The sequence below is a fragment of the Actinomyces sp. zg296 genome (assembly GCF_009829695.1).
GTDB classification, from domain to species: Bacteria; Actinomycetota; Actinomycetes; order Actinomycetales; family Actinomycetaceae; genus Actinomyces; species Actinomyces marmotae.
Genome location: NZ_VWPG01000008.1, coordinates 1 through 23,503, shown reverse-complemented (window position 1 = coordinate 23,503; position 23,503 = coordinate 1). Strand labels below are relative to the sequence as shown.

Annotated in this window: 23 protein-coding genes; 22 read left to right on the top strand and 1 reads right to left on the bottom strand. The window is 71.4% G+C overall.

The genetic code is table 11. The features are described from left to right. Positions 1-4: 4 nt before the first annotated feature. The 6 genes from rplT to GVV76_RS07580 all read left to right on the top strand — a co-directional run bounded on the left by rplT (position 5) and on the right by GVV76_RS07580 (position 4,949). On the top strand, positions 5-385 hold the full coding sequence (gene rplT, locus GVV76_RS07605) for a 50S ribosomal protein L20 (RefSeq protein WP_159523368.1): 381 nt from the start codon (positions 5-7) through the stop codon (positions 383-385). Between the two features lie 102 nt (positions 386-487). Further along, positions 488-1,363 carry a TrmH family RNA methyltransferase gene (locus tag GVV76_RS07600; protein ID WP_159626167.1) on the top strand — a complete coding sequence of 292 codons (876 nt, stop codon included), beginning with the start codon at positions 488-490 and terminating at the stop codon, positions 1,361-1,363. Between the two features lie 151 nt (positions 1,364-1,514). Then, the gene (locus GVV76_RS07595) at positions 1,515-2,300 is read left to right on the top strand and encodes an amino acid ABC transporter ATP-binding protein (RefSeq protein WP_159523471.1); all 786 of its coding nucleotides are present in this window, start codon (positions 1,515-1,517) and stop codon (positions 2,298-2,300) included. A gap of 42 nt (positions 2,301-2,342) precedes the next feature. After that, the gene (locus GVV76_RS07590; RefSeq protein WP_159523364.1) at positions 2,343-3,344 is read left to right on the top strand and encodes a glutamate ABC transporter substrate-binding protein; all 1,002 of its coding nucleotides are present in this window, start codon (positions 2,343-2,345) and stop codon (positions 3,342-3,344) included. Positions 3,345-3,426: 82 nt separating this feature from the next. Further along, complete coding sequence (locus GVV76_RS07585) at positions 3,427-4,083, top strand: amino acid ABC transporter permease (protein WP_159523362.1); 657 nt, start codon at positions 3,427-3,429, stop codon at positions 4,081-4,083. Continuing rightward, positions 4,080-4,949, top strand: coding sequence for an amino acid ABC transporter permease (locus GVV76_RS07580; RefSeq protein WP_159523360.1), 870 nt, complete (start codon positions 4,080-4,082; stop codon positions 4,947-4,949). Before GVV76_RS07585 ends, GVV76_RS07580 begins: the two co-directional genes overlap by 4 nt. 40 nt (positions 4,950-4,989) lie before the next feature. Here the strand turns inward: GVV76_RS07580 and GVV76_RS07575 are convergent, their stop codons facing one another. Next, on the bottom strand, positions 4,990-5,916 hold the full coding sequence (locus tag GVV76_RS07575; protein ID WP_159626165.1) for an alpha/beta fold hydrolase: 927 nt from the start codon (positions 5,914-5,916) through the stop codon (positions 4,990-4,992). 214 nt (positions 5,917-6,130) lie between these two features. Here GVV76_RS07575 and pheS point away from each other — a divergent pair, with 214 nt between their 5' ends. The 16 genes from pheS to tyrS all read left to right on the top strand — a co-directional run bounded on the left by pheS (position 6,131) and on the right by tyrS (position 23,127). Continuing rightward, positions 6,131-7,225, top strand: a complete 1,095-nt coding sequence (gene pheS / locus GVV76_RS07570) for a phenylalanine--tRNA ligase subunit alpha (RefSeq protein ID WP_159626163.1) — start codon at positions 6,131-6,133, stop codon at positions 7,223-7,225. Between the two features lies 1 nt (position 7,226). Further along, positions 7,227-9,893 carry a phenylalanine--tRNA ligase subunit beta gene (gene pheT / locus GVV76_RS07565; RefSeq protein WP_159626161.1) on the top strand — a complete coding sequence of 889 codons (2,667 nt, stop codon included), beginning with the start codon at positions 7,227-7,229 and terminating at the stop codon, positions 9,891-9,893. Between the two features lie 64 nt (positions 9,894-9,957). Then, positions 9,958-10,452: a flavodoxin domain-containing protein gene (locus GVV76_RS07560; protein ID WP_159626159.1), complete on the top strand. Its 495-nt coding sequence runs from the start codon at positions 9,958-9,960 to the stop codon at positions 10,450-10,452. Positions 10,453-10,522: 70 nt separating this feature from the next. Further along, positions 10,523-11,632 (top strand): N-acetyl-gamma-glutamyl-phosphate reductase, encoded by a 1,110-nt coding sequence (argC, locus tag GVV76_RS07555; RefSeq protein ID WP_159626157.1) that lies wholly within the window; start codon positions 10,523-10,525, stop codon positions 11,630-11,632. Then, entirely contained in the window at positions 11,629-12,798 is a 1,170-nt protein-coding gene (gene argJ / locus GVV76_RS07550) for a bifunctional glutamate N-acetyltransferase/amino-acid acetyltransferase ArgJ (RefSeq protein ID WP_159626154.1), read from the top strand. The genes argC and argJ overlap by 4 nt, the downstream gene beginning before the upstream one ends. A 9-nt stretch (positions 12,799-12,807) precedes the next feature. Continuing rightward, positions 12,808-13,740, top strand: coding sequence for an acetylglutamate kinase (gene argB / locus GVV76_RS07545; protein WP_159523346.1), 933 nt, complete (start codon positions 12,808-12,810; stop codon positions 13,738-13,740). Further along, positions 13,737-15,020, top strand: a complete 1,284-nt coding sequence (locus GVV76_RS07540) for an acetylornithine transaminase (RefSeq protein ID WP_159626153.1) — start codon at positions 13,737-13,739, stop codon at positions 15,018-15,020. The genes argB and GVV76_RS07540 overlap by 4 nt, the downstream gene beginning before the upstream one ends. Continuing rightward, positions 15,013-15,618 (top strand): arginine repressor, encoded by a 606-nt coding sequence (locus GVV76_RS07535; RefSeq protein ID WP_235905230.1) that lies wholly within the window; start codon positions 15,013-15,015, stop codon positions 15,616-15,618. The genes GVV76_RS07540 and GVV76_RS07535 overlap by 8 nt, the downstream gene beginning before the upstream one ends. 108 nt (positions 15,619-15,726) lie before the next feature. Continuing rightward, positions 15,727-16,950, top strand: coding sequence for an argininosuccinate synthase (locus GVV76_RS07530; protein WP_159523342.1), 1,224 nt, complete (start codon positions 15,727-15,729; stop codon positions 16,948-16,950). A 163-nt stretch (positions 16,951-17,113) separates the two neighbouring features. Next, positions 17,114-18,472 carry an O-antigen ligase family protein gene (locus tag GVV76_RS07525; protein WP_159626151.1) on the top strand — a complete coding sequence of 453 codons (1,359 nt, stop codon included), beginning with the start codon at positions 17,114-17,116 and terminating at the stop codon, positions 18,470-18,472. Positions 18,473-18,479: 7 nt separating this feature from the next. Next, entirely contained in the window at positions 18,480-20,003 is a 1,524-nt protein-coding gene (gene argH / locus GVV76_RS07520) for an argininosuccinate lyase (protein ID WP_236263304.1), read from the top strand. Positions 20,004-20,068: 65 nt separating this feature from the next. Next, positions 20,069-20,707, top strand: a complete 639-nt coding sequence (locus tag GVV76_RS07515; RefSeq protein WP_442858366.1) for a DNA-3-methyladenine glycosylase — start codon at positions 20,069-20,071, stop codon at positions 20,705-20,707. Next, entirely contained in the window at positions 20,707-21,036 is a 330-nt protein-coding gene (locus GVV76_RS10665; protein ID WP_201292219.1) for a hypothetical protein, read from the top strand. Before GVV76_RS07515 ends, GVV76_RS10665 begins: the two co-directional genes overlap by 1 nt. Positions 21,037-21,051: 15 nt before the next feature. Further along, positions 21,052-21,306, top strand: a complete 255-nt coding sequence (locus tag GVV76_RS10660) for a type II toxin-antitoxin system Phd/YefM family antitoxin (RefSeq protein ID WP_159523336.1) — start codon at positions 21,052-21,054, stop codon at positions 21,304-21,306. After that, positions 21,303-21,713 carry a type II toxin-antitoxin system VapC family toxin gene (locus GVV76_RS07500; protein ID WP_159626147.1) on the top strand — a complete coding sequence of 137 codons (411 nt, stop codon included), beginning with the start codon at positions 21,303-21,305 and terminating at the stop codon, positions 21,711-21,713. The genes GVV76_RS10660 and GVV76_RS07500 overlap by 4 nt, the downstream gene beginning before the upstream one ends. 151 nt (positions 21,714-21,864) lie before the next feature. Continuing rightward, positions 21,865-23,127: a tyrosine--tRNA ligase gene (gene tyrS / locus GVV76_RS07495; RefSeq protein ID WP_159626145.1), complete on the top strand. Its 1,263-nt coding sequence runs from the start codon at positions 21,865-21,867 to the stop codon at positions 23,125-23,127. The last annotated feature ends 376 nt before the right edge of the window (positions 23,128-23,503 follow it).

The window sequence follows — 23,503 nt, the reverse complement described above, 5'->3', positions numbered from 1 at the left end:
TCGCATGGCACGTGTGAAGAGGGCTGTTAACGCCCGCAAGAAGCGTCGTTCTGTTCTCGAGAAGGCCTCGGGCTACCGCGGCCAGCGCTCCCGCCTCTACCGCAAGGCCAAGGAGCAGGTCACCCACTCCGGCGTCTACGCCTTCCGTGACCGCCGCGCGCGCAAGGGCGACTTCCGCCGCCTGTGGATCCAGCGCATCAACGCTGGCGCCCGCGCCGAGGGCATGACCTACAACCGCTTCATCCAGGGCCTCGGCCTGGCCGGCGTGGAGATCGACCGCCGCATGCTCGCCGAGCTGGCCGTCAACGAGCCCGCCGCCTTCAAGGCGCTCGTCGAGACCGCCCGCAAGGCCCTCCCCAAGGACGTCAACGCCCCCAAGGCCTGACGCCCACGCCTCAGACGGCGCCGCCGCCCTCCCCACGAGGGCGGCGGCGCCGTTTTAGCTCACGCGCTGATCGCTCCCCGGGGCTCCCGTAGGCTTGCCGTCATGACGCCCGCGACGCCCATCGACCATGACGACGCCCCGCAGATCCTCGACAACCCGGCCTCCCAGCGCATCGCCCGCGTGGCTGGGCTCGCCCGCAGGCAGGCCCGCTCCAAGCATGGGCGATTCCTCGTCGAGGGGCCTCAGGGGGCGCGCGAGGCGGTCCGCTGGGCGCCCGAGCGGGTCCTCGACCTCTACATGACCGAGGCCGCCGCCGATCGTCACCCAGAGATCTGGGCCGAGGCGAGGGGCGCGGGGCTCTACTGCCATCTGACAACCGCGGAGGTCATGACCGCGATGTCCGCCGATGCCCAGGGAGTGCTCGCCGTCGTCTCGATGGGGGAGAGCAGCGGCGCCAGCGCCCTGGAGGGAGCCCTTGAAGGCGCGGGCCTCGTCGCCGTCCTCGCCGAGGCCCAGGATCCCGGTAACGCGGGCACGATCATCCGCGCCGCTGACGCCGCGGGCGCCGACGCCGTCATCCTCCTGCGCGGCAGCGTGGAGGCCACCTCCCCGAAGGTGGTGCGCTCGACGGCGGGAAGCCTCTTCCACCTGCCCGTCATCACCGGTGTGAGCCTGGAGGAGGCCGTGGTGGCCCTGCGCGCGGCGGGCCTGACGATCCTGGCCGCGGACAGCCGTGGGGACACGGACCTCTTCGAGGCCGAGGGCACGGCGGCCTCCGGCGGGCTGCTGACGGCCCCGAGCGCCTGGCTGCTCGGCAACGAGGCCCACGGGCTCACCCCCGAGGCCCTGAGCCGCGCGGACGCCGTCGTCTCCATCCCGATCCTCGGGAGGGCCGAGTCCCTCAACGTCGCCGCCGCGGCGGCCCTGTGCCTCTACGCCTCCGCCCGCGCGCGCCGTGCCGCGGCCAGCCGCGTCTGACGGCCCCCGCCGCTCCTCGGGCGCAGTCCGCTCCGTGGACGACGGGAGACGGCGGGAATGATCCGGGGCAAGGTTGCGTTGCTCCTGCTCGCGGGCGTTCCGCCCGCAGCCTCAGCACCGCCCCGAGAACGAGGTCAGCGTGACAGCACCCATGGATACCGGCGCCGGGCCCGTCGGCGGATCCGGAACCACCGGCCCCGCCGCCCCTCTCATCCGCATCAGCGGCATCACCAAGCGCTTCGGCGACTTCACCGCCCTTGACGACGTCTCCCTGGACATCCACCGGGGCGAGGTCGTCGCCGTCATCGGAGCCTCCGGCTCGGGCAAGTCCACCCTGTGCCGCACCGTCAACCGCCTTGAGACCATCGACGCCGGCACCATCGAGATCGACGGCGAGCTCCTCCCCGAGGAGGGCAGGGACCTGGCCAGGCTTCGCGCCGAGGTCGGCATGGTCTTCCAGTCCTTCAACCTCTTCGGCCACCGCACCGTCCTGGACAACATCACGCTCGCCCCGATCAAGGTGCGCCGCATGGACCGCGCCGACGCCGAGGCCCGCGCCCACGAGCTCCTCGCCCGCGTGGGCCTGGCCGATCAGGCGGGCAAGCGCCCCTCCCAGCTCTCCGGCGGCCAGGCGCAGCGCGTCGCCATCGCCCGCGCCCTGGCCATGGACCCCATCGCGATGCTCTTCGACGAGCCCACATCCGCCCTCGACCCCGAGATGATCAACGAGGTCCTCGATGTCATCCGCGACCTGGCCACATCCGGGATGACGATGCTCGTCGTCACCCACGAGATGGGCTTCGCCCGCTCCGTGGCCGACAGCGTCGTCTTCATGGACGCCGGGCGCATCGTCGAGCAGGCCCCTCCCGAGGAGTTCTTCACCGCGCCGCGCACCGACCGCGCCCGTGACTTCCTCGCCAAGGTCCTCTCGCACTGATCATCGATCCTCCTCTCCGCACCATTGATGAAAGGACCCGCCATGACTCTCCCCACGACGCTCCGATCGATCACCCGCCCCGCCGTCTCCCGGCGCGGCCTACTCACCTGCGCGGGAGGCCTCGGCGTCGCCCTGACCCTCGCGGCCTGCTCCGACACCGGCGCCGACGGCAAGGCGGTGGCCTCCTCGACCGCGGGGGCCGACTACGACACCGCGGTCAACTCCGGCCCCGTCGCGGCCGACGACGTCGTGGCGGCCTCCACCTGGGCCAGCGCCATCAAGAAGGCCGGCAAGCTCCGGATCGGCGGGTCCAAGACGGCCCGGGTCTTCTCCATCGAGGACCCCACCACTCACAAGGTCACCGGTTTCGACGCGGCCATCGGCCAGGCGCTCGCCCGCTACATCATCGGGGGCGACCGTGCCGCCGACCTCGTCGAGATCACCCAGGCCACCTCCGACACCCGCGAGACCCTGCTGACCAACGGCACCGTCGACACCGTCATCGCCACCTACACGATCACCGAGGAGCGGGCCCAGAAGATCTCCTTCGCCGGCCCCTACTACTCCTCCGGCCAGGCCGTCGCCGTCCACAAGGACACCACCGGCATCGCCTCCGTGACCGACCTGGCGGGCAAGACCGTCGCCGTCCAGTCCGGATCGTCCTCCCAGGCCGCCCTCGCCAAGGCGTGCCCCGACGCCAAGCCGACCCCCTTCGACGACAATTCCGCCTGCCTGTCGGCCCTGCAGACCAAGCAGGTCGATGCCTATGTCGTCGACGAGTCCCTCCTGCTGGCCGCCGCCGAGAACAGCGCCGACATCAAGATCGTCGGCCAGCCCTTCACCGAGGACCCCTACGGCCTCGGGCTGCCCAAGGACTCCGACGCCCAGGCCTTCGTCAACGGCTTCCTGACCGCCATCGAGGCCGACGGCACCTGGACCAGAATCTGGCAGTCCACCATCGGCGCGATCATCGGTGGCGATGTGCCTCAGCCCCCCGTCATCGGCTCCGTCGCCGGCGCGCGCACAGCCGCCCCGGCCGCCTGATGCGACCGCCCGTTGGGTCGGCGCGCCGGCCCAACGGGCCGCTCAGCGGCAAGGACGCGCGGCAGGGAAAGGAGAACCGCCCGTGCATGTCATCCTCGACAATCTCGGCCTGATCGGTGAGGGACTGAGGACCACCCTCATCATCTCGCTTCTCGCCTACGCGGGGGCGCTCGCCGTGGGCACGATGATCGCCATCTTCCGGGTCGGCCCGATCCCTCCCCTGCGAGCGCTCGGCGCGGCCTGGGTGGCCGTGGCCTGCAACATCCCCACGTTGTGCCTCATGATCCTCGCCGCCTTCGCGGCCCCGCGCGCGGGGGTGCCCATCAGCCTCTTCTGGGCGGCCGTGCTCGCCATCGTCTTTTCCGCCTCGGGGTTCGTCTGCGAGGCCGTGCGCAGCGGGATCAACTCCGTCCCGCGCGGGCAGATTGAGGCGGCCCGCGCCCTGGGGATGCGCTTCGGGGCGATCATCGGCCAGGTGGTCCTTCCCCAGGCCCTCGCCCGAGTCATCCAACCTCTGGTCAACATCTTCATCTCCTGCCTCATCGGCTCCTCCCTTACCGCGGCCATCGGGGTCAGAGAGCTCACCAGCGTCACCCAGCAGCTCAACCTGTTGTACGCCGAGGCCGTCGTCTGCTTCCTGGTCTCCGGGCTCATCTACCTGGCCCTGGCCTTCGCGGCCACGCGCCTCGGCCACGCCCTGGAGCGCCGCCTGGAGAACTCGCGGGGGGCGTCCGCATGAGCGCTCTCACCGCCATCACCGGCAGCCTCACGGACAGGGCGCCCGACTCCCGGCGGGGGCGCGCGGCCGGGGACGCCGCCCTCCTCTTCGACACCCCCGGCCCACGAGGCCGGGCCAGGATCCTGCTCGCCTCACTGGCGGTGACCGCCCTCGTGATCGCGCTCGTCGCCGTCGGCATCCACCACCTCTCGGGCGCCGGGCAACTCGACTACGCGAAATGGCGCTACTTCCTGGGCGAGTCGATCGTCAGCTATCTGGGCCTGGCGGTCCTCGACACCCTGCGGGCCGCCGCCGTCTCAGCGCTCCTGTCCTTCCCGATCGGCATCGCGCTGGGCTGGGCGCGGATGGCCCGCTCCACGGCGCTGCGCGGCGCCGTCGGCCTGTGGATCGACGCGATGCGCGCCATCCCCATGCTGCTCCTCGTCTACTTCTTCCTCCTAGCCGTGCCCCACTGGGGCCCCACCCTGCCAGCGATGTGGATGCTCGTGGTCCCCATCGTCATGTGCACATCCGCGACGACGGCGGAGGTCTTCCGCTCCGGCGTGCGCTCCCTGGACGCCGGCCAGTCCGAGGCGGCGGCCGCCCTGGGGCTCAGTTCGGGGCAGACGATGCGGCTCGTCCTCGCCCCCCAGGCCCTGCGGCTCATGCTGCCCACCCTGATCACCCAGATGGTGACGATCCTCAAGGACACGTCGCTGGGGTACGTGGTGGCCTACGGCGAACTCATGTACGCCACCAAGGTGCTCACCAACGCCGCGGGCTTCGACATCTACCTGCCCGCCTACGTCGTCGTCGCCCTCATCTACGTGGTCATCAACTGGGCGCTGTCCGCCGCCGCGCGCCGCATCGAGGCCCGCAGCCGCTGACCGCCCGCAGCCCTCGAGCGCGCTGGGGAGGGGCCGGCGCTCACGCCCCCTGGGCGGGCCCCGGCTCGGGGGCCGCCTCATCGTTGGCGGACCAGAAGGCCGTGAGCGCCTCCAGCAGCGCGGAGGGATTCTCCAGCTGGGCGGAATGGGCGGCGTCGGGGATGAGCGTGAAGGACGCGCCGAGCCTCTTAGCCCAGGGCTCGTACCACTGCACTGGCCACATCGTGTCATTCGCGCCGACGACGACGTTCAGCGGCAGCCCGGTGGCGCGCAGTGGCTCGGTCATGTCGGGGAAGCGCGCCACGATCTTCGCGATCCCCCTCAGGCCGGCCATGGGGGTGGCCAGGGCCCGCAGGCGCAGCACCTCCAGATGCGAGTTCCCCTGGGGCTCCTTGGGCATCCTGGGGTGGATGAGGCGGTGCGCGATCCTCGCGCCGAGAGGGCCGTACAGCAGGCGCATCCCGTGCATCATCCACATGCGGGGCCCGGGCTTGGGGCCCGAGGAGAAGATCGTGAGGGTGCGGAAGAGCGTCGGGTCGGCGATGGCCGTCGCCCGGGCGATGATCCCGCCGAAGCTGTGCCCCACGAGGTGCACCGGGACGTCCTGGGCCCCGAAGGACCTGGCGACGGCGAGGGCGTCCTCCACGTAGTTCTCGATCCGGTACTCGCGGGTGCGCTTGGGGGCCGCCGAGTCCGCCTGGCCGCGCTGGGAGTACGCCAGGGCGGTGTAGCCGGCGTCCTGGACCATGGGCAGGAAGGAGGAGAAGTCCTCCTTCGAGCCTGTGAAGCCGGGGATGAACAGCGCGCGCACGGGCTCGGCACCGCCCTCCCCGGCGGGGGCCGCCTGGGCGAGAGTCGCGGTGAGCCCGCCCGCCGGCGCGGGGATGGCCAGTATCCGCAGGTCCTCGTCGAGGGGCTCCGGTCCGAAGGGGGCGTGCGGGACCGCACCAACGATAGGCGTCAGCATGCGCAAGAGCCTACCGGCCGTGGCATTCGGAGTCGCGCAAGACGGGTCCCAGGGTCCGGCGGGGCTCGGGGGCGGGACGGATTCGTCCCCGTCGGGCCGGGGCACTACCCTGGGCCCAGCACCAGCGGCCACGCCGTCGGGCGCGCTCGCGCGCGATCCCGGCACTCCAGGCGGCGCCGCACCGCACTGGACCTTTCGAGGAAGGCGCCCGCATATGAATGACGCAGCCGCCGCGACCGGCGCACTGTCCCCACTCGACGCTGACGGCATCAGCGCCGTCGTCGAGCAGGGCCTCGCGGCCATCGCCGCCGCCGACTCCCTGCCGGCGCTCAAGGAGGCGCGACTGGCCTACACCGGCGACGCCTCCGCGCTCGTGGCCGCCAACCGCTCCATCGGCGCCCTGCCCAAGGAGGACAAGCCCACCGCCGGCAAGCTGCTCGGCGCCGCCCGGGGCCGGCTGAGCGCCGCCCTCGCCGCGCGGACCGCGGAGCTCGAAGCCGCTGCAGAGGCGGACATGCTCGCCACCGAGGCCGTTGACGTCACCATCCCCACCGACCGCGTCCCCGCAGGCGCCCGCCACCCGCTGGACGTCCTCATGGATGAGGTCTCCGACTTCTTCGCTGCCATGGGCTGGGCCATCGCCGAGGGGCCGGAGGTTGAGCACGAGTGGTTCGACTTCGACGCCCTCAACTTCGACGCCGACCACCCGGCCCGCCAGATGCAGGACACCTTCTACATCGACGGCGCCTCCGTGGGCGCCGCCCCCGGCGAGCCCTCGAACCTCGTCATGCGCACCCACACCTCCCCGGTGCAGGCCCATGTCATGCTCGCCTCCGAGCCCCCCATCTATGTCGCGTGCCCCGGCAAGGTCTTCCGCTCCGACGAGCTCGACGCCACCCACACCCCTGTCTTCCACCAGGTCGAGGGCCTGGCCGTGGACAAGGGCCTGACCATGGCCCACCTCAAGGGAACCCTCGACCACTTCGCCCGCGCCATGTTCGGCCCCGAGGCCCGCACGCGCCTGCGCCCCTCCTTCTTCCCCTTCACCGAGCCCAGCGCCGAGATGGACCTGTGGTTCCCGCAGAAGAAGGGCGGGCCCGGCTGGATCGAGTGGGGCGGCTGCGGCATGGTCAATCCCAATGTGCTCATTGCCTGCGGCATCGACCCCGAGGTCTACACCGGCTTCGCCTTCGGCATGGGCCTGGAGCGCACCCTCATGCTGCGCCACGGCATCGCCGACATGCATGACATCGTCGAGGGGGACATCCGCTTCTCCCAGCAGTTCGGAACCACTGGAAAGGGCCACTGACATGCCGTACGTCCCCCTGGAGTGGCTGCGCGAGCACGTCGACGCCCCCACCTCCACCACCGCCGAGGAACTCGCCTCAGCCCTCGTGCGCGTCGGCCTGGAGGAGGAGCGGATCGTTCCTCCCGCCATCACCGGCCCTCTCGTCGTCGGCAAGGTCCTCACCCGCGAGGCCAAGGAGCAGTCCAACGGCAAGGTCATCAACTACTGCCGCGTGGACGTCGGCCCCGAGCACAATGACGCCCCCGGCACCGGCAAGGAGCCAAGCGACCTGCCCAGCCGCGGCATTGTCTGCGGCGCCCACAACTTCGAGGCCGGGGACACGGTGGTGGTCTCCCTGCCCGGGGCCGTCCTGCCCGGGGGCTTCGCCATCGCTGCCCGCAAGACCTACGGCCACGTCTCCGACGGCATGATCTGCTCCGCCCGGGAGTTGGGCATCGGGGAGGACCACTCCGGCATCATCGTCCTGGACCAGTGGCTCGCCGCCCACGGGCACGACGGCGAGGAGCTGCCCGCGCCGGGCACCAACGCCCTGCCCCTGCTCGGCCTGGGGGAGGAGGTCCTGGAGATCAACATCACCCCGGACCGCGGCTACTGCTTCTCCATGCGAGGCGTGGCGCGCGAGTACTCCCACTCCACCGGCGCCCGCTTCACCGATCCCGCCGACGGCGCCAACACCGGCCTGTTCCCCGCGGGCGTGGCCGATGCCTCCACCAGCGCCGGCGAGGGCTTCCCCGTCATCATCGCCGAGGACCCCGCCCCCATTCACGGCCGCCCCGGCTGCGACCGCTACGTGGCCCGCCTCGTGCGCGGCATCGACCCCATGGCCCAGTCCCCGAAGTGGATGGCTGACCGCCTCACCGCCGCCGGCATGCGCCCCATCAGCCTGGCCGTTGACGTGACCAACTACGTCATGCTCGACCTGGGACAGCCCCTCCACGCCTTCGACGCCGACAAGCTCGTCGCCCCGATTGTCGTGCGCCGTGCCCGGCCGGGGGAGTCCCTCACCTTCCTCGATGAGGTCACCCGCGCCCTTGACCCCGAGGACCTGGTCATCTCCGACTCCGACGGCGGGCAGGGCGCGCGCCCCCTCGTCCTGGCCGGGGTCTTCGGCGGCGCCGACACCGAGGTCAGCGACTCCACGCGCAACGTGCTCATCGAGGCCGCCCACTTTGACGCCGTCTCCATCGCCCGTTCCTCGCGGCGCCACAAGCTGCCCACCGAGTCCTCCAAGCGCAACGAGCGCGGCGTGGACACAGCCCTGGCCGCCGTCGCCGCCCAGAGGGCCGTGGACCTGCTCGTCGAGTACGGCGGCGGCAGCGCCGAGCCCGTGGCCACCGACATCGACCGCACCAGCGCGCCCGAGCCGATCGTCATCCGCGCCGACGCCGCCGAGCGGCTCACGGGCGTGGCCTACGGCACCGCGCGGGTCACCGAGTTGCTTGAGATGATCGGCTGTGCCGTCGCCCCCGCGGGCACCGACGGCGCCGGCCGCGAGCTCCTCGCCGTCACGCGGCCCACCTGGCGCCCCGACCTCGTGGGCGCCGCCCACTTCGCCGAGGAGGTCGCCCGTCTCGACGGCTACGACGCGATCCCCACGATCGTGCCCACCGCGCCCGCCGGGCTGGGCCTGACCCCCCGGCAGAAGGCGCGGCGCGACGCCGTCGCCGCTCTCGCGCGCGCCGGCCTGACCCAGGTCCTGTCCTACCCCTTCATCGGCGATGCCCACGACCGCCTCGGAATCCCCGCGGATGACCCGCGCCGCCGGGCGGCCCGGCTGGTCAACCCGCTGGCCGAGGACGCCCCCGCGCTGCGCACCTCCATCCTCGACACCCTCGTGGACACCGCCCGCCGCAACATCTCCCGCGGCCTGCCCGACGTCGCCGTCTTCGAGATCGGGGCCGTCACCCGTCCGGCGGGGACCGCGCCCGCGCCGATCATCGGCGTGGACCGGCGCCCCACCGACGATGAGCTCGCCGCCCTCGAGGCCGGCATCCCCGCCCAGCCGCTCCACATCGGCGTCGTCCTGGCGGGGGATCGTGAGCGCGCCGGCGTGCTCGGCCCCGCCCGCCCCTGGGACTGGGCCGACGCCGTGGAGACCGCGCGCGCCGTCGCCCACGCCGTGGGCCTGGGCGTGGAGGCCGCCGCGCCCGCCGCTCCCGTCGCCCCCTGGCACCCCGGGCGCGTCGCCGAGCTCCGCCTGCCGGCGACCAGGGCCGGCCGGGAGGTCATCCCCGGCCAGGTCGTCGCGCACGCTGGCGAACTGCACCCCCGGGTGGCGCGCGCCCTCGGCCTGCCCGAGCGCTCCTGCGCCGTGGAGATCGACCTCGACGCCCTCCTCGACGCCGCCGAGGGCCGGGGCGTCCCCCAGATGGGCTCGATCTCGACCTTCCCGGCCGCCAAGGAGGACATCGCGCTGGTCGTCGACGAATCCGTCACCGCCTCCCAGGTGGAGGCGCTCATCCGCGCCACCGCCAAGGACCTGGCTGAGGACGTGCGCCTCTTCGACGTCTTCCGCGGCGAGCAGCTGGGCCAGGGGCGCAAGTCGCTCGCCTTCTCCCTGCGCCTGCGCGCCGCCGACCGCACTCTGACGGCCGAGGACACCGCCGGCCTCCGCAAGCGGATCGTCAAGCGCGCCGCCAAGACCCTGGGGGCCGAGTTGCGCGCCTGAGGCCCTGCGAATTCAGGGCCTGGAGTCCCAGCGTGATCCTGGTCTTCGTGCTTGACTTTCCGTCATGACGATCCTCCTGACTTCCTCGTCCCGCCACGGCACCACTGACTCGATCGCCGGCGTCATCGCCCAGCGCCTGCGCGAGGCGGGCTTTGACGTCGATGAGGCTCGCCCTGAGGAGGTGACCAGCGTCGAGGGGTATGACGCCTTCGTGCTGGGCAGTGCGATCTACATGACGCGCTGGACCGAGCAGGCCACCGACTTCACGCGCCGCTTCCGCGAGGAGCTCTCCGCCCATCCCGTGTGGGCCTTCTCCGTGGGCCTGTCGGGGGTGGACAAGGGCGGGGTGAGCGATCCGCTGCGCATCGGGCCTGTGCTCCTGTCCCTCAACGCGCGCGAGCACGTGACCTTCTCCGGGCGCTTGGACCCGGCTCAACTCAACCTCCGCGAGCGCACCATCGCCAGGATGGGCGGCGCCTCCGAGGGCGACTTCCGCGACTGGGCAGCCGTGCGCGCCTTCGCCGACTCCATCGCCTCCTGCCTGCGCGGCCGGCCCTGAGGGAGCCCGGCTCCGTGAGGCCACGGCCTCGCCGTGTGCATGTCTATGCAATGGCGTGTATGGTTCACGTATGACGTGGACAGCAGCGGTCGCGGGCGCGACCGGATATGCCGGAGGCGAGGTCCTCAGGCTTCTCGCCGCGCACCCCGAGATCGAGATCGGCGCTGTGACGGCCAACTCCTCGGCCGGGGCGCGTCTCGGGCAGATCCACCCCCACCTGCCCGAGTTGGCGATGCGGGAGGTCGAGCCCACCGAGGCCGGGCGCCTGGCCGAGCATGACGTCGTCATCCTCGCTCTCCCGCATGGGGCCTCCGGGCGGGTCACCGCCGCCATTGAGGATGCCGCTCGGTCCTCGGGGCGCTCCCCGATCCTCCTCGACTGCGGTGCCGACCACCGCCTCACCTCGGCCGCGGCCTGGGAGCACTACTACGGCGGTCCCTTCGCTGAGCCCTGGGCTTACGGCATGCCCGAGCTCCTCCACGCCGGCGAGACCAGCCCAACCGCCCAGCGTGCCGCGCTGAGCGCCGCCACGCGCATCGCCGTCCCCGGATGCAACGTCACCGCCGTCACCCTCGCCGCCCAGCCCGGCGCCGCGGCCGGCCTCATCGACACCTCCTCGCTCACCGCGGTCCTCGCGGTCGGCTACTCCGGGGCGGGAAAGTCCCTCAAGCCCCATCTCACCGCCGCTGAGGCCCTCGGCTCCGCCCAGGCTTACGCCGTGGGCGGCACCCATCGCCACATCCCGGAGATCGTCCAGAACCTCCAGGTCGCGGGCCTTCCCGCGGGAACCACGCGCCTGTCCTTCACCCCGGTGCTCGTGCCTATGAGCCGGGGGATCCTCGCCACGGTCATCGCCCCCCTGACCGCGCTCGCGCTCGGCGCCGACGACCCCCAGGCCCGCCTGCGCGAGACCTGGATCGACGCCTACGGCTCAGGCGGCGACGGCGAGGCCCTCATCGACGTCCTGCCCGAGGGCGCGTGGCCCACCACCGGCTCCGTCCTCGGCTCCGGCCTCGCCCATGTGCAGGTCGCCGTCGACGCCGCGGCCGGGGTGGCGACGATGATGTGCGCCATCGACAACCTCGGCAAGGGGACCGCCTCTGCCGCCATCCAGTCCCTCAACCTCGCCCTGGGCCTGCCTGAGACCACGGGCGTCATCATGTCAGGAGTAGCGCCGTGAGCATCACAGCCGCCAAAGGATTCCGCGCCGCGGGAGTCACGGCCGGGCTCAAGGCCTCGGGGAATCCCGACCTCGCCCTCGTCGTCAATGACGGCCCGCTGGCGGTCGCCGCCGGGGTGTTCACCACTAATCGGGTGGTCGCCGCGCCCGTGACCTGGTCCCGCCAGGCCCTGGCCGCCGGCCCCGCGGCGCGCGCCGTCGTCCTCAACTCCGGCTCCGCCAACGCCTGCACCGGCGAGCGCGGGGCGGCCGATGCCGCCGCCACCGCCGCCCATGTGGCAGAGTTCCTCGGCTGCGAGCCCACTGACGTCCTCGTGTGCTCCACCGGCGTCATCGGCGAGCCCATCGACATGGGCTCCCTGCTCCCCGGCGTGGACGCCGCGCTCGCCGCGCTGGCCGCCACGCCCGAGGCCGGCCACGAGGCCGCCGTCGCCATCATGACCACCGACACCGTCCCCAAGGAGGCCGCGGCCGTCCGCGACGGATGGGCTATCGGCGGCATGATCAAGGGCGTGGGCATGCTCGCGCCCGGGCTGGCGACCATGCTCTGCGTGCTCACCACCGACGCCGTCGTCGAGCCCGGCGCCGCCCAGGCCGCCCTGGCCTGCGCCGCCGCGCGCACCGTCAACCGCATCAACTCCGATGGCTGCATGTCCACCAACGACACCGTCCTCCTCCTTGCCTCTGGGGCCTCCGGGATCACCCCGACGGACGCCGAGTTGGCCGATGCCGTCCACGAGGTCCTGGGTGCGCTGGGCCGCAGGCTCGTCGCCGACGCCGAGGGCGCCACTCACGACATCGCCATCACCGTGCTGGGCGCGGCCAGCGAGGAGGCGGCCGAGGCCGCGGCCCGCGCAGTCTCGGCCTCTAACCTGCTCAAATGCGCCATCGCCGGTGAGGACCCCAACTGGGGGCGCGTCCTGTCACAGCTCGGGACCGTTCCCGAGGAGGCCTGCCCCTTCAACCCTGATGAGGTGGACGTGACCATCAACGGCGTCACCGTCTTTCGCCATGGCGGCCCGGGCGAGCCCCGGGACTCCGTGGACATGCGCCCCCGGGAGACCCGGATCGACATCGACCTGGGGGCGGGATCGGCCCGGGCGACCGTCTGGACCAATGACCTCACTCACGGCTATGTCACCATCAACGCCGACTACACCACCTGAGCATTCGCGATGAGTATCGAGACATCCCAGATCAGCCCCCAAATAAAGGCCGAGGTCCTCCTTGAGGCCGTGCCATGGCTGCGCAGCTACAAGGGCGCCACCATGGTCATCAAGTATGGCGGCAACGCCATGATCGACGAGGGCCTCAAACGGGCCTTCGCCCAGGACATCCTCTTCCTCCACCAGGTCGGCGTGCGGCCCGTCGTCGTCCACGGCGGCGGCCCCCAGATCAACGAGATGCTGGGCCGCCTCGGCATCGAGTCGGAGTTCCGCGGCGGGCTGCGCGTGACCACCCCGGAGGTCATGGACGTGGTCCGCATGGTGCTCACCGGCTCGGTCCAGCGCGAGCTCGTCTCCCTGCTCAACGTCGACGGGTCCGCCGCCGTGGGCATCTCCGGGGAGGACGGCGGCCTGCTGCGCGCCAGCCAGCGCTCCGCCACCGTCGACGGGGCCAGCGTGGACGTCGGCCTCGTCGGCGACGTCGTCGAGGTCAGCCCCCAGCCGATCATCGACCTGCTCGATCAGGGCCGCATCCCCGTCATCTCCTCCGTGGCTCCGCTGGTCAGCGACTCGGCGACCGTCCTCAATGTCAACGCGGACACCGCCGCCGCCGCCATCGCCATCGCGCTGAGGGCCCGCTCACTGGTGATGCTCACCGACGTCGAGGGCCTTTACGCCGCTTGGCCGGACCGCTCGTCGCTCGTCCCCTTCATCTCCGCCCGCGCCCTGGAGGAGATGCTCCCCAGCCTCGCCAGCGGCATGATCCCCAAGATGGAGGCCTGCCTGCGGGCCGTGCGCGGGGGAGTGGGGCAGGCCCATGTCATCGACGGGCGCCAGGCGCACTCCATGCTCCTGGAGATCGTCACCGATGAGGGAGTGGGCACCGTCATCCACCCGGGGGACAGCCCCGCGCCACCACTGGACGGAGGGAAACGGCTATGACCGAGACGACCACCACCGCGCCGCGGAGCGCGGGCGGCAACGCCGAATGGCGCGACCGCTATGCCAGCGCCGTCATGAACACCTTCGGCACGCCCTCGCGCGTCCTCGTGCGGGGCAGCGGGACGAGGGTCTGGGATGCCGACGGCGCTGAGTACCTCGACCTGCTCGCGGGCATCGCCGTCAACTGCCTCGGCCACGCCCACCCGGCGGTCATCGAGGCCGTGAGCGCCCAACTGGCCTCACTGGGGCACGTCTCCAATTTCTTCACCACCCCCGCCCAGGTCCGCCTGGCCGAGGAGCTCATCGCCCTGACCCTCCCGGACGCTGAGCCCGGCGCCTCCCGGGTCTTCCTGGCCAACTCCGGCACCGAGGCCAACGAGGGGGCGCTCAAGATCGCCCGCCGCCACGGAGGCCCCTCCCGGCCCCGCGTCCTCGCCCTCGAGCAGGCCTTCCACGGGCGGACCATGGGCGCGCTCGCCATGACCCACAAGGCCGCCTACCGCGAGCCCTTCGAGCCCCTTCCCGGGGGAATCGAGTTTGTGCCCGCCGGGGACGTGAGCGCCCTGAGGGACGCCATGGGGGCCGATGTCGCGGCCCTCATCGTCGAGCCCATCCAGGGCGAGGCCGGCGTGCGCCCCATGCCCGACGGCTACCTTGAGGCCGCCCGTGACCTGACCCGCGACGCCGGCGCCCTGCTCATCATCGACGAGGTCCAGACCGGCATGGGCCGCGCGGGCGCCTGGATGGCCCACCACCTCCTGGCCCCCGGCGTCGTCCCCGACGTCGTCACCCTGGCCAAGGGCCTGGGCGGTGGGATCCCGATCGGCGCGGTGGTGGCCACCGGCCAGGCGGCCGAACTCCTCGGCCCGGGGCAGCACGGCACCACCTTCGGCGGCAACCCGGTGTCGGCCAGCGCCGCCCTGGCCGTCATCAACACCCTGCGCTCCGAGGGCCTCCTGGCGCGCGCGGCGGACCTGGGCCGCAGGTGGGCGTCGGAGATCGCCCGAGTCCCCGGCGTCGCCTCCACGCGCGGACTGGGACTGCTCATCGGCGTCGCGCTCAACCCCGCGGTCGGGCCCGCCCCGGCCATCGCCGAGGACCTCGCCCGGGCCGGGTTCATCGTCAACGCCCCCGGGCTCGACACCCTGCGCCTGGCGCCGCCCCTCATCCTGTCCGATGAGGACGCCGACGCCTTCACCTCCGAGCTCTCGACCCTCCTCGCCAAGCGCCTGGCGAGCGCCTCCGAGGGCGCCTCGACGACTGCGGGGAGCCATGACTGAGCGCATGAACGATCCCGGCGCGCCCGCGACCAGGGCCGAGCACCTCGCCCAAGCCGTTCCGGCGGCGCCGGCCACGAAGGCCGCCAGGCACGCCCTCATCCGTCAGATCCTGGGCCACTCCCAGATCCGATCCCAGGCCGAACTGCGCGAGGCCCTCGCCGAGCGGAGCGTGAGCACCACCCAGGCCACCCTGTCCCGGGACCTCGTCGAGCTGCGCGCCACGAAGATCCGGACCTGCGACGGCGCGCTCGTCTACTCCGTCCCCGAGGCCGGGGCGCCCGGGCAGCTGCGCTCGGCGCAGGCAGTGGTCGAGGGCGCCGATGAGAACGACCTGGGCCCCTACACGACGCACCGCCTGGCCCGCTGGTGCGCCGACCTGCTGGTGACGGCCGAGTGGTCCGGCGGCCAGCTCGTGCTGCGCACCCCGGCCGCCTCGGCCCAACTGCTGGCCAGCGCCGTCGATGACTCGATGCTCCCCGGGGTCCTGGGCTGCATCGCCGGGGACGACACCGTCCTGGTCATCACCCGCTCCGAGGAGATCGCGGCCCGCGTGGCCACGCATCTGCTCGCCTTGGCCGACCCATCGGGACGACGCTGACGGCCGATCCCCTCCCCGCCCCCCCGAAGGAGCGCCACGCCCTGCCCGGGCGCTCCCTCCAACCGACAGGCCGGCCCGCCGGCACAACCCCTCCTATGGAGATCCTTCATGAACAAGAACACTGATCGCGTCGTCCTGGCCTACTCCGGCGGGCTGGACACCTCAGTCGCCATCGGCTGGATCGGAGAGCAGACCGGCCGAGAGGTGGTCACGGTCTCGGTCGATGTCGGGCAGGGCGGCGAGGACCTCGATGTCATCCGCCAGCGCGCGCTAGACTGCGGCGCCGTCGAGGCCTACATCGCCGACGCCCGCGATGAGTTCGCTACCGACTACTGCATGCCGGCGCTCAAGGCCAACGCGCTCTACGAGGGAACTTACCCGCTCGTGTCCGCCCTGTCCCGGCCGGTCATCGCCAAGCACCTCGTGCGCGCCGCCCGCGAGTTCGGCGCCTCGACGGTGGCGCACGGCTGCACCGGCAAGGGCAATGACCAGGTCCGCTTCGAGGTCGCCATCACCTCCATGGCGCCGGACATGGACTGCCTGTCCCCGGTGCGCGACCTCGCCCTGACGCGCGACGTCGCCATCGACTACGCCGAGAAGCACAGCCTGCCCATCGAGACCACCAAGCACAACCCCTTCTCCATCGACCAGAACGTGTGGGGGCGCGCCATCGAGACCGGCTTCCTGGAGGACCTGTGGAACGCCCCGACGAAGGACGTCTACACCTACACCGATGACCCCACCTACCCGCCGCTGCCCGACGAGGTCATCATCACCTTCGAGGAGGGAGTGCCCGTGGCGATCGACGGCGCCGCCGTCACCCCGCTCCAGGCCATCCAGGAGCTCAACCGCAGGGCAGGCGCCCAGGGTATCGGCCGCATCGACATGGTCGAGGACCGCCTCGTGGGCATCAAGTCCCGGGAGATCTACGAGGCGCCCGGCGCCGTCACCCTCATCGAGGCCCACCGGGCCCTGGAGGCCGTCACCCTCGAGCGCCTCCAGCGCCGCTACAAGCGCCAGATCGAGCAGACCTGGGGCGAGCTCGTCTACGAGGCGCAGTGGTACTCGCCGCTCAAGCGCTCCCTTGACGCCTTCATCGAGGACACCCAGCGCTACGTCAGCGGCGACATCCGGATGGTCCTCCATGGCGGGCGCGCCACCGTCAACGGGCGCCGCAGCGAGACCGGGCTCTACGACTTCAACCTGGCCACCTACGACTCGGGCGATACTTTCGACCAGTCCTCATCGCGAGGATTCATTGAGATCTACGGCATGCAGCCCAAACTCGCCGCCGCTAGGGCCGAGCGCCTCGGCGAGGGCGCGGGCTTCTGATCCCGGTGAGCGCGCGGCCGGTGGCGCGGGGAGGCACTGGCCGCGCGCGGCCCATCGGGACGCGCTGGAGCGCTATGTGGGGCTAACATCTGAGGAGCTCCGTCGTCCGGCATCGCCCGCGGGAGCGCCGATGGACCAGGACCGACAGACACGGATGACAAGAATGCAGCGTGAGGAGATCGACGCCCCCGCGGGGCGCGCCCAGGGGCGCTCGGTCATCCCCGGCCTCGCCGTGTGGGCCTTCTTCCTGACCTTCTCCGGGCAGGGCATCCGCAACGTCGTGGGCTGGACGCCCTTCGGCATCATCGCGGCGATCAGTGGAATCGCGCTGTACGCGGCCTTCCGCCTCGAGGGGCACCGGATCGTGTGGCGCGCGCTGCCCCGCGCGATATGCGCCTACTGCCTGTGGTGCGTGGCCAGCATCGCCTGGACCCAGTTCCCCGACGAGACCCTTCTCGCCTCCGCCCTCATGGTGGCGACCACCGCGGCCGGCATCCTCCTGGCCTGCGCGCTCTCCTTGCGCCAGCTCACGGTCGCCCTGGGGCGCTCCCTTGAGGCCACGATCGCGCTGAGCCTGGTGCTCGAGGCCTACGTGGCGCTCGTTCTCAAGCACCCTCTCATTCCCCTCTACATGAGGGGATGGGAGAGCGTGCCCATCTCCTACTTCTGGAGCGAGGACCGGCTCCTCCAGGGAGGCCCGATCCAGGGGATCGTCGGCAACCGCAACCCGCTGGCCTTCATCGCCCTGCTCGCCCTCATCTGCGTGGTCGTGAGATGGAGAGACCGGCAGATCAGCCGCTCCCACCTCATCGTGTGGTCCTCGCTCTCGGTGCTCACGCTCGTCCTGACACGCTCGGCCACGGTGACGGTGGCGGCGGTGATCTGCGCGATCCTCGCCGTGGTGATGTGGTGGCTGCGGCACGTGCCCCGGGAGCAGCGCTACCAGGCGATCCTGCGAACCGCCGCGGCCTGCCTGCTGATCGGCCTGATGGCGCTCCTCTTCCGCCACGACCTGGCCACGCTGCTCAACCGCAGCCCGGACATGTCGGGCCGGGCGATCATCTGGGAGCGCGTCATCGACCTGTGGAAGCAGCACTCCATCCTGGGATGGGGATGGGTCATGTACTGGCAGCCCTGGCTCCCGGTGTTCCAGACGCTCGTCGTCCGCCCCGACGGCACCCCGACCATGAGCGCGCACAACGCCTACCTTGAGGCGCTGTTCCAAACGGGCATCGTCGGATTCGTCCTCATCGTCGCCGTCGTCCTGCTGCTCCTCGTGCGCACCGGACGGCTCGCCCTGGTCTACCTCGATTCCGCGCCCTCGGTGCTGCTGCCGCTCCTCGTCTCCGCCGCGCTGGCGATCCAGGCCCTGACTGAGTCCCGCCTGCTGTCCGAGGGAAACTGGATGGTCGCCTGCGCCATCGGCACGTGGCTGGGCCTGCACCGCCTCACCGTCAAGGAGGCCGAGCGGCCCAGCCGGACCAGGATCGGGGAGGACCCCCTGCCGGTGAATGCGTCATGATGGGGGCATGACGCCTCCGATCGACCGCGCTCCCGACGCCGCAGATGCCGCCCCTTCCAGTAACCCCCCGGAGGGCCGGGGCGCTATCAGCCTGTGGGGCGGGCGCTTCACGGGCGGCCCCGCCCAGGCCCTGGCCGCCCTGAGCGTGTCCACCCACTTCGACTGGCGACTGGCCCGCTACGACATCGCCGGCTCTCGCGCGCACGCCCGCGCGCTGGCGGGCGCGGGCCTGCTCGATGACGACCAGCTCACCGGCATGCTTGAGGCCCTGGACCGCCTTGAGGACGACGTCGTCAGCGGTGCCTTCGCCCCCACCCCGGCGGACGAGGACGTCCACACGGCCCTCGAGCGCGGCCTCATGGAGCGCGCCGGTGGGGACCTCGGCGGGCGCCTGAGGGCGGGGCGCTCACGCAACGACCAGATCGCCACGCTCATCCGCATGTACCTGCGCGACCAGGCCCGCCACGTCGCCGGACTCACCCTCGACGTCGTCGATGCCCTCGTCGACCAGGCCGCCGCCGCTGGGGAGGCGATCATGCCGGGCCGCACCCACATGCAACACGCCCAGCCCGTGCTCGTCGCCCACCACCTGCTCGCCCACGCCTGGCCGCTCATGCGCGACGTCGAGCGCCTGGAGGACTGGGACGCCCGCGCCGCGGTGAGCCCCTACGGCTCCGGCGCCCTGGCCGGCAACACGCTGGGGCTGGACCCCGACGCCGTCGCCGCCGACCTCGGCTTCGACGCCTCGGTGGAGAACTCCATCGACGGCACGTCGGCCCGTGACATGGTGGCTGAGATGACCTTCATCCTGGCGATGACGGCGGTGGATGTCTCGCGCCTGAGCGAGGAGATCATCATCTGGAACACCAAGGAGTTCGGATTCGTCACCCTCGACGACTCCTACTCCACGGGCTCGTCGATCATGCCGCAGAAGAAGAACCCGGACGTCGCCGAGCTCGCGCGCGGCAAGGCGGGGCGTCTCATCGGCAACCTCGCCGGCCTTCTCGCCACCCTCAAGGCCCTCCCGCTGGCCTATGACCGCGACCTGCAGGAGGACAAGGAACCGGTCTTCGACGCCCTCGACACCCTCGCGGTGCTCCTTCCTGCGGTTTCCGGCATGGTCGAGACCATGACCCTCAACTACAAGCGCATGGCCGAACTCGCCCCCCAGGGCTTATCCCTGGCCACGGACGTGGCCGAGTGGCTGGTCAAGAACGGGGTGCCCTTCCGGGAGGCCCACGAGATCTCGGGGGCATGCGTGCGAGCCTGCGAGGAGCGCGGCATCGAGCTGTGGGACCTCAGCGATGAGGACTTTGCGGCCGTCGACGCGCGCCTGACCCCGGGCGTGAGGGAGGTCCTGTCTGCCGAGGGCTCGGTGGCGGCGCGTCGCGGGCACGGCGGCACCGCCCCGGTGCGCGTCGTCGAGCAGCTGGCCCGGGCGATCGAGCGCAGTGCCGAGCTGCGGGTCTTCAGCTGGGAGGGCTCGCTCCTGGACGGTCCGGCCGGGCCGGGTGCGGAGCCGGAGGACTGACGGTGGGCGCGGAGCCCGGGCTCCGGCCGCAGGGGGCCGGCCTCGCCGAGGAGACTCGGCGGGTCCTGGCCCTCGACTCCCTGGAGGCGGCCCCGCGGCTCCTGGGGGCGGTCTTGTCCGCCACCGACTCCGAGGGAACCGTCTCGGTGCGCTTGACCGAGGTCGAGGCCTACCGGGGTGAGCGGGACCCCGGCTCCCACGCCTACCGGGGCCTCACCGCCCGCAACGCCTCGATGTTCCGCGCGGGCGGTGTCATCTATGTCTACTTCACCTATGGCATGCACCACTGCGTCAACGTCGTCACCGGGCCCGAGGGCATGTCCCGCGCCGTGCTGCTGCGCGGCGGTGAGGTAGTTGAGGGGCTCGACCTGGCGCGATCACGCCGGTCGACGGCGCGCGCCGACCGGGACCTGGCCCGTGGGCCCGCGCGCCTGTGCCGGGCGCTGGGACTGACGCGCGACGACGACGGCGTCGCACTGGGCGCGCCCGGCTCCCGCGTGAGCCTGACCCTGGCCGGGCCCGGCAATGCTCCGGCGCCGAGCGCTATCCGCATGGGCCCGCGCACGGGCGTGGCCGGCCCCGGGGGAGACGGCCAGACCTTCCCCTGGCGCTTCTGGATCGACGGGGAGCCCACCGTCTCGCCCTACAAGGCAGCCGCGCCCAGGCAGGCCAGGCGAGGAAGAGCCGCGCAGGGAGGGGCGTGATGCCCGGGGACTACTGGAACCCCAACACGGCCTTACATGATGAGCTTCTCGCCGACGCCGTCGGACTGCTCGGGCACTTCGAGACGGTGATATACGGCACTGTCCTACGTCACCTGCCGCTTAAGGCCGGCCTGGAGCGCCTGGCCGAGATCTGCCGGGCGGCGGCGCAGATCCTCCCGAGGTCACGGGTGCGGCGCCGCTTCTACCGCCGCTACACCCTCGCCTGGGACCGGCCCGGAGGGGGCTCGTGCGCGCCGCCGTCAGGTCGCGTCCCTCTCTGTGACGGCGGGACCCACTGTCACACGGCATACCAGCGATGTGCTACGTGATGCTACAATCCATTCGTGGGAGCAGCGCGAATCAGTCAGCGAGACCTGCGAAACGACAGCGCTGTTGTGCTTCGCCGTGTGGAGGCCGGCGAGGATATGACGGTGACTCGCAGGGGCGTCCCAGTAGCGCGCCTTTCCCCGATCGCCACCGATGGCGACCTGAGATGCGTCAAGCCCGCCGGACGTCGCCACAGGTTCTCCGAATTGCGGCGGGTTCGACTCGAGGAGAGCACTGAGGACCTCCTCGCTGGGATCCGTGACGAGCGATGAAGTGGTACCTCGACACCTCAGCGGCTCTCAAACTCCTTGTGGAGGAGGCGGAGTCGGCGGCACTGGCTCAGATGATCGACGAGCAGAACGCTGATCTTGTCAGTGCCCTCCTGCTCGAGACCGAGCTGCGCAGGGCGGCCTCGCGCAACCGCCTTCTCACTCAAGGGGCCGTCACGGAGCTCCTCGAAGGGGTCTCGCTCTATGACATGCCGCGTTCTCTCTACACGGAGGCGGGGCTTGTCGGAGGGCGCAGTCTGCGCTCGTTGGACGCTCTCCATCTCACCGCGGCGATCCGATGCGGCGCCACGTATCTCATCACCTACGACAAGCGTCTCATCGACTCGGCGCGCGACATGGGGGTTCAGGTGCTGGCGCCGGGCGCGGACCCTCCGCTGGACGGCGAATGAAACGGCTGACGGCGCCCAGCGCGCGCTCCGGGCACGCGGCGGCGCGGGGAAGCGGGCGCCGGACGTGGCAGACTTGCGGCGCCGGGGCCTCTCTCCCCGGACCCGGGCTCCACGGGGCCTTGGGTGTCAACCATGGGAAGGCGACACGATCGTGACCGACGTCCTCGACGAGCTGCAATGGCGGGGCCTCATCGCCCAGCACTCCGACATCGACGCGCTCCGCAGGGCTCTCGACGACGGGCCGCTCACCTTCTACATCGGATTCGACCCGACCGCGGCCTCGCTCCATCACGGCCACCTCGTCGCCGTGAAGGTCATGCGCCACCTCCAACTGGCCGGACACCGCCCGCTGGCCCTCGTGGGCGGTGCCACGGGCCTCATCGGCGACCCGCGTGCCAAGGGCGAGCGCTCCCTGAACACCAAGGAGGTCGTCGCCGAGTGGACGAACTCGCTTAAGGCCCAGCTCGAGCACCTCCTGGACTTCGACGGCGACAACCCCGCCCGCATTGTCAACAACCTCGACTGGACCGCCGAGATCAGCGCCATCGACCTGCTGCGTGACCTCGGCAAGCACTTCCGCATGGGCACGATGCTCGCCAAGGACATCGTCGCCCGTCGCCTGGCCAGCGAGGAGGGCATCTCCTTCACCGAGTTCAGTTACCAGATCCTCCAGGCCAACGACTACCTCGAGCTCTACCGCCGCTACGGCTGCACCCTGGAGCTGGGGGGCAACGACCAGTGGGGCAACATCGTCGGCGGCATGGACCTGATCCACAAGGTCGAGGGCGCGTCCGTCCACGTCATGACGAACCCGCTCATCACGAAGGCCGATGGAACGAAGTTCGGCAAGTCCGAGGGCGGGGCCATCTGGCTGAGCCCAGAGATGCTCAGCCCTTACGCCTTCTACCAGTTCTGGCTCCAGGTCGACGATGCGGATGTCGTGCGCTTCCTCAAGGTCTTCACCTTCCTTAACCGGGAGGAGATCGAGCGCCTGGAGGCGAGCGCCACCGAGAACCCCAAGGCCCGCGAGGCCCAACGGGCGCTCGCCCGAGAGGTCACGCGCTGGGTCCATGGCGAGGAGGCGCTCGCGCGGGCCGAGGCGGCCACGGCGGCGCTCTGGGGCCGAGGCGATCTGGCCGGGATCGACGAGGCCACCATGGCGGCGGCCACCGCGGACCTGCCGAGCTCGGAGTTCATCGTGGGGGAGTCGACGATCGTCGACCTGCTCGTCGGCGCCGGGCTGGAGAAGGGGCGCGGAGCCGCTCGCCGGACCATCGCCGCCGGCGGCGCCTACCTCAACAACGCCAAGGTGACCGATGAGGAGGCTGTGGTGACCGAGGCTGACCTGCTCGCCGGGGGAGTGGTCCTCGTGCGCAAGGGGCGCAGGACGCTCTCAGTGGCGCGCAGTAAGTGACGCGGGGGCTCGCGGTCGCGTGGTCGAAGCCCTCTGATCTGGGAAAAGTCGGTGGCGGTGCCTATGTGGGCACCGTCACCGACTTGTTATTTGACGGCGCGGCGGGCGCTACGTAATCTACTCCTCGGCCAAACGCGGCGCCGGGGTCATCCCGGGGTCGACCGGCCGGAACTGAACAGAGGGGCGCGAGATCGGGATCACCGATCCTCGGTTTGATCCAAAGCGCTCCATTCTGTTAAAGTTCCCTCCGCGCCTTCTTGTGATGGTGGCCCTGTTGTGGGGTTGTTGTTGTGGGGTGGGTGTGTTGTTTGAGAACTCGATAGCGTGTCATGCTTGTTTATGTCTTGTTTTTTGTTTGGCCTGTGCTGCTGCTGTT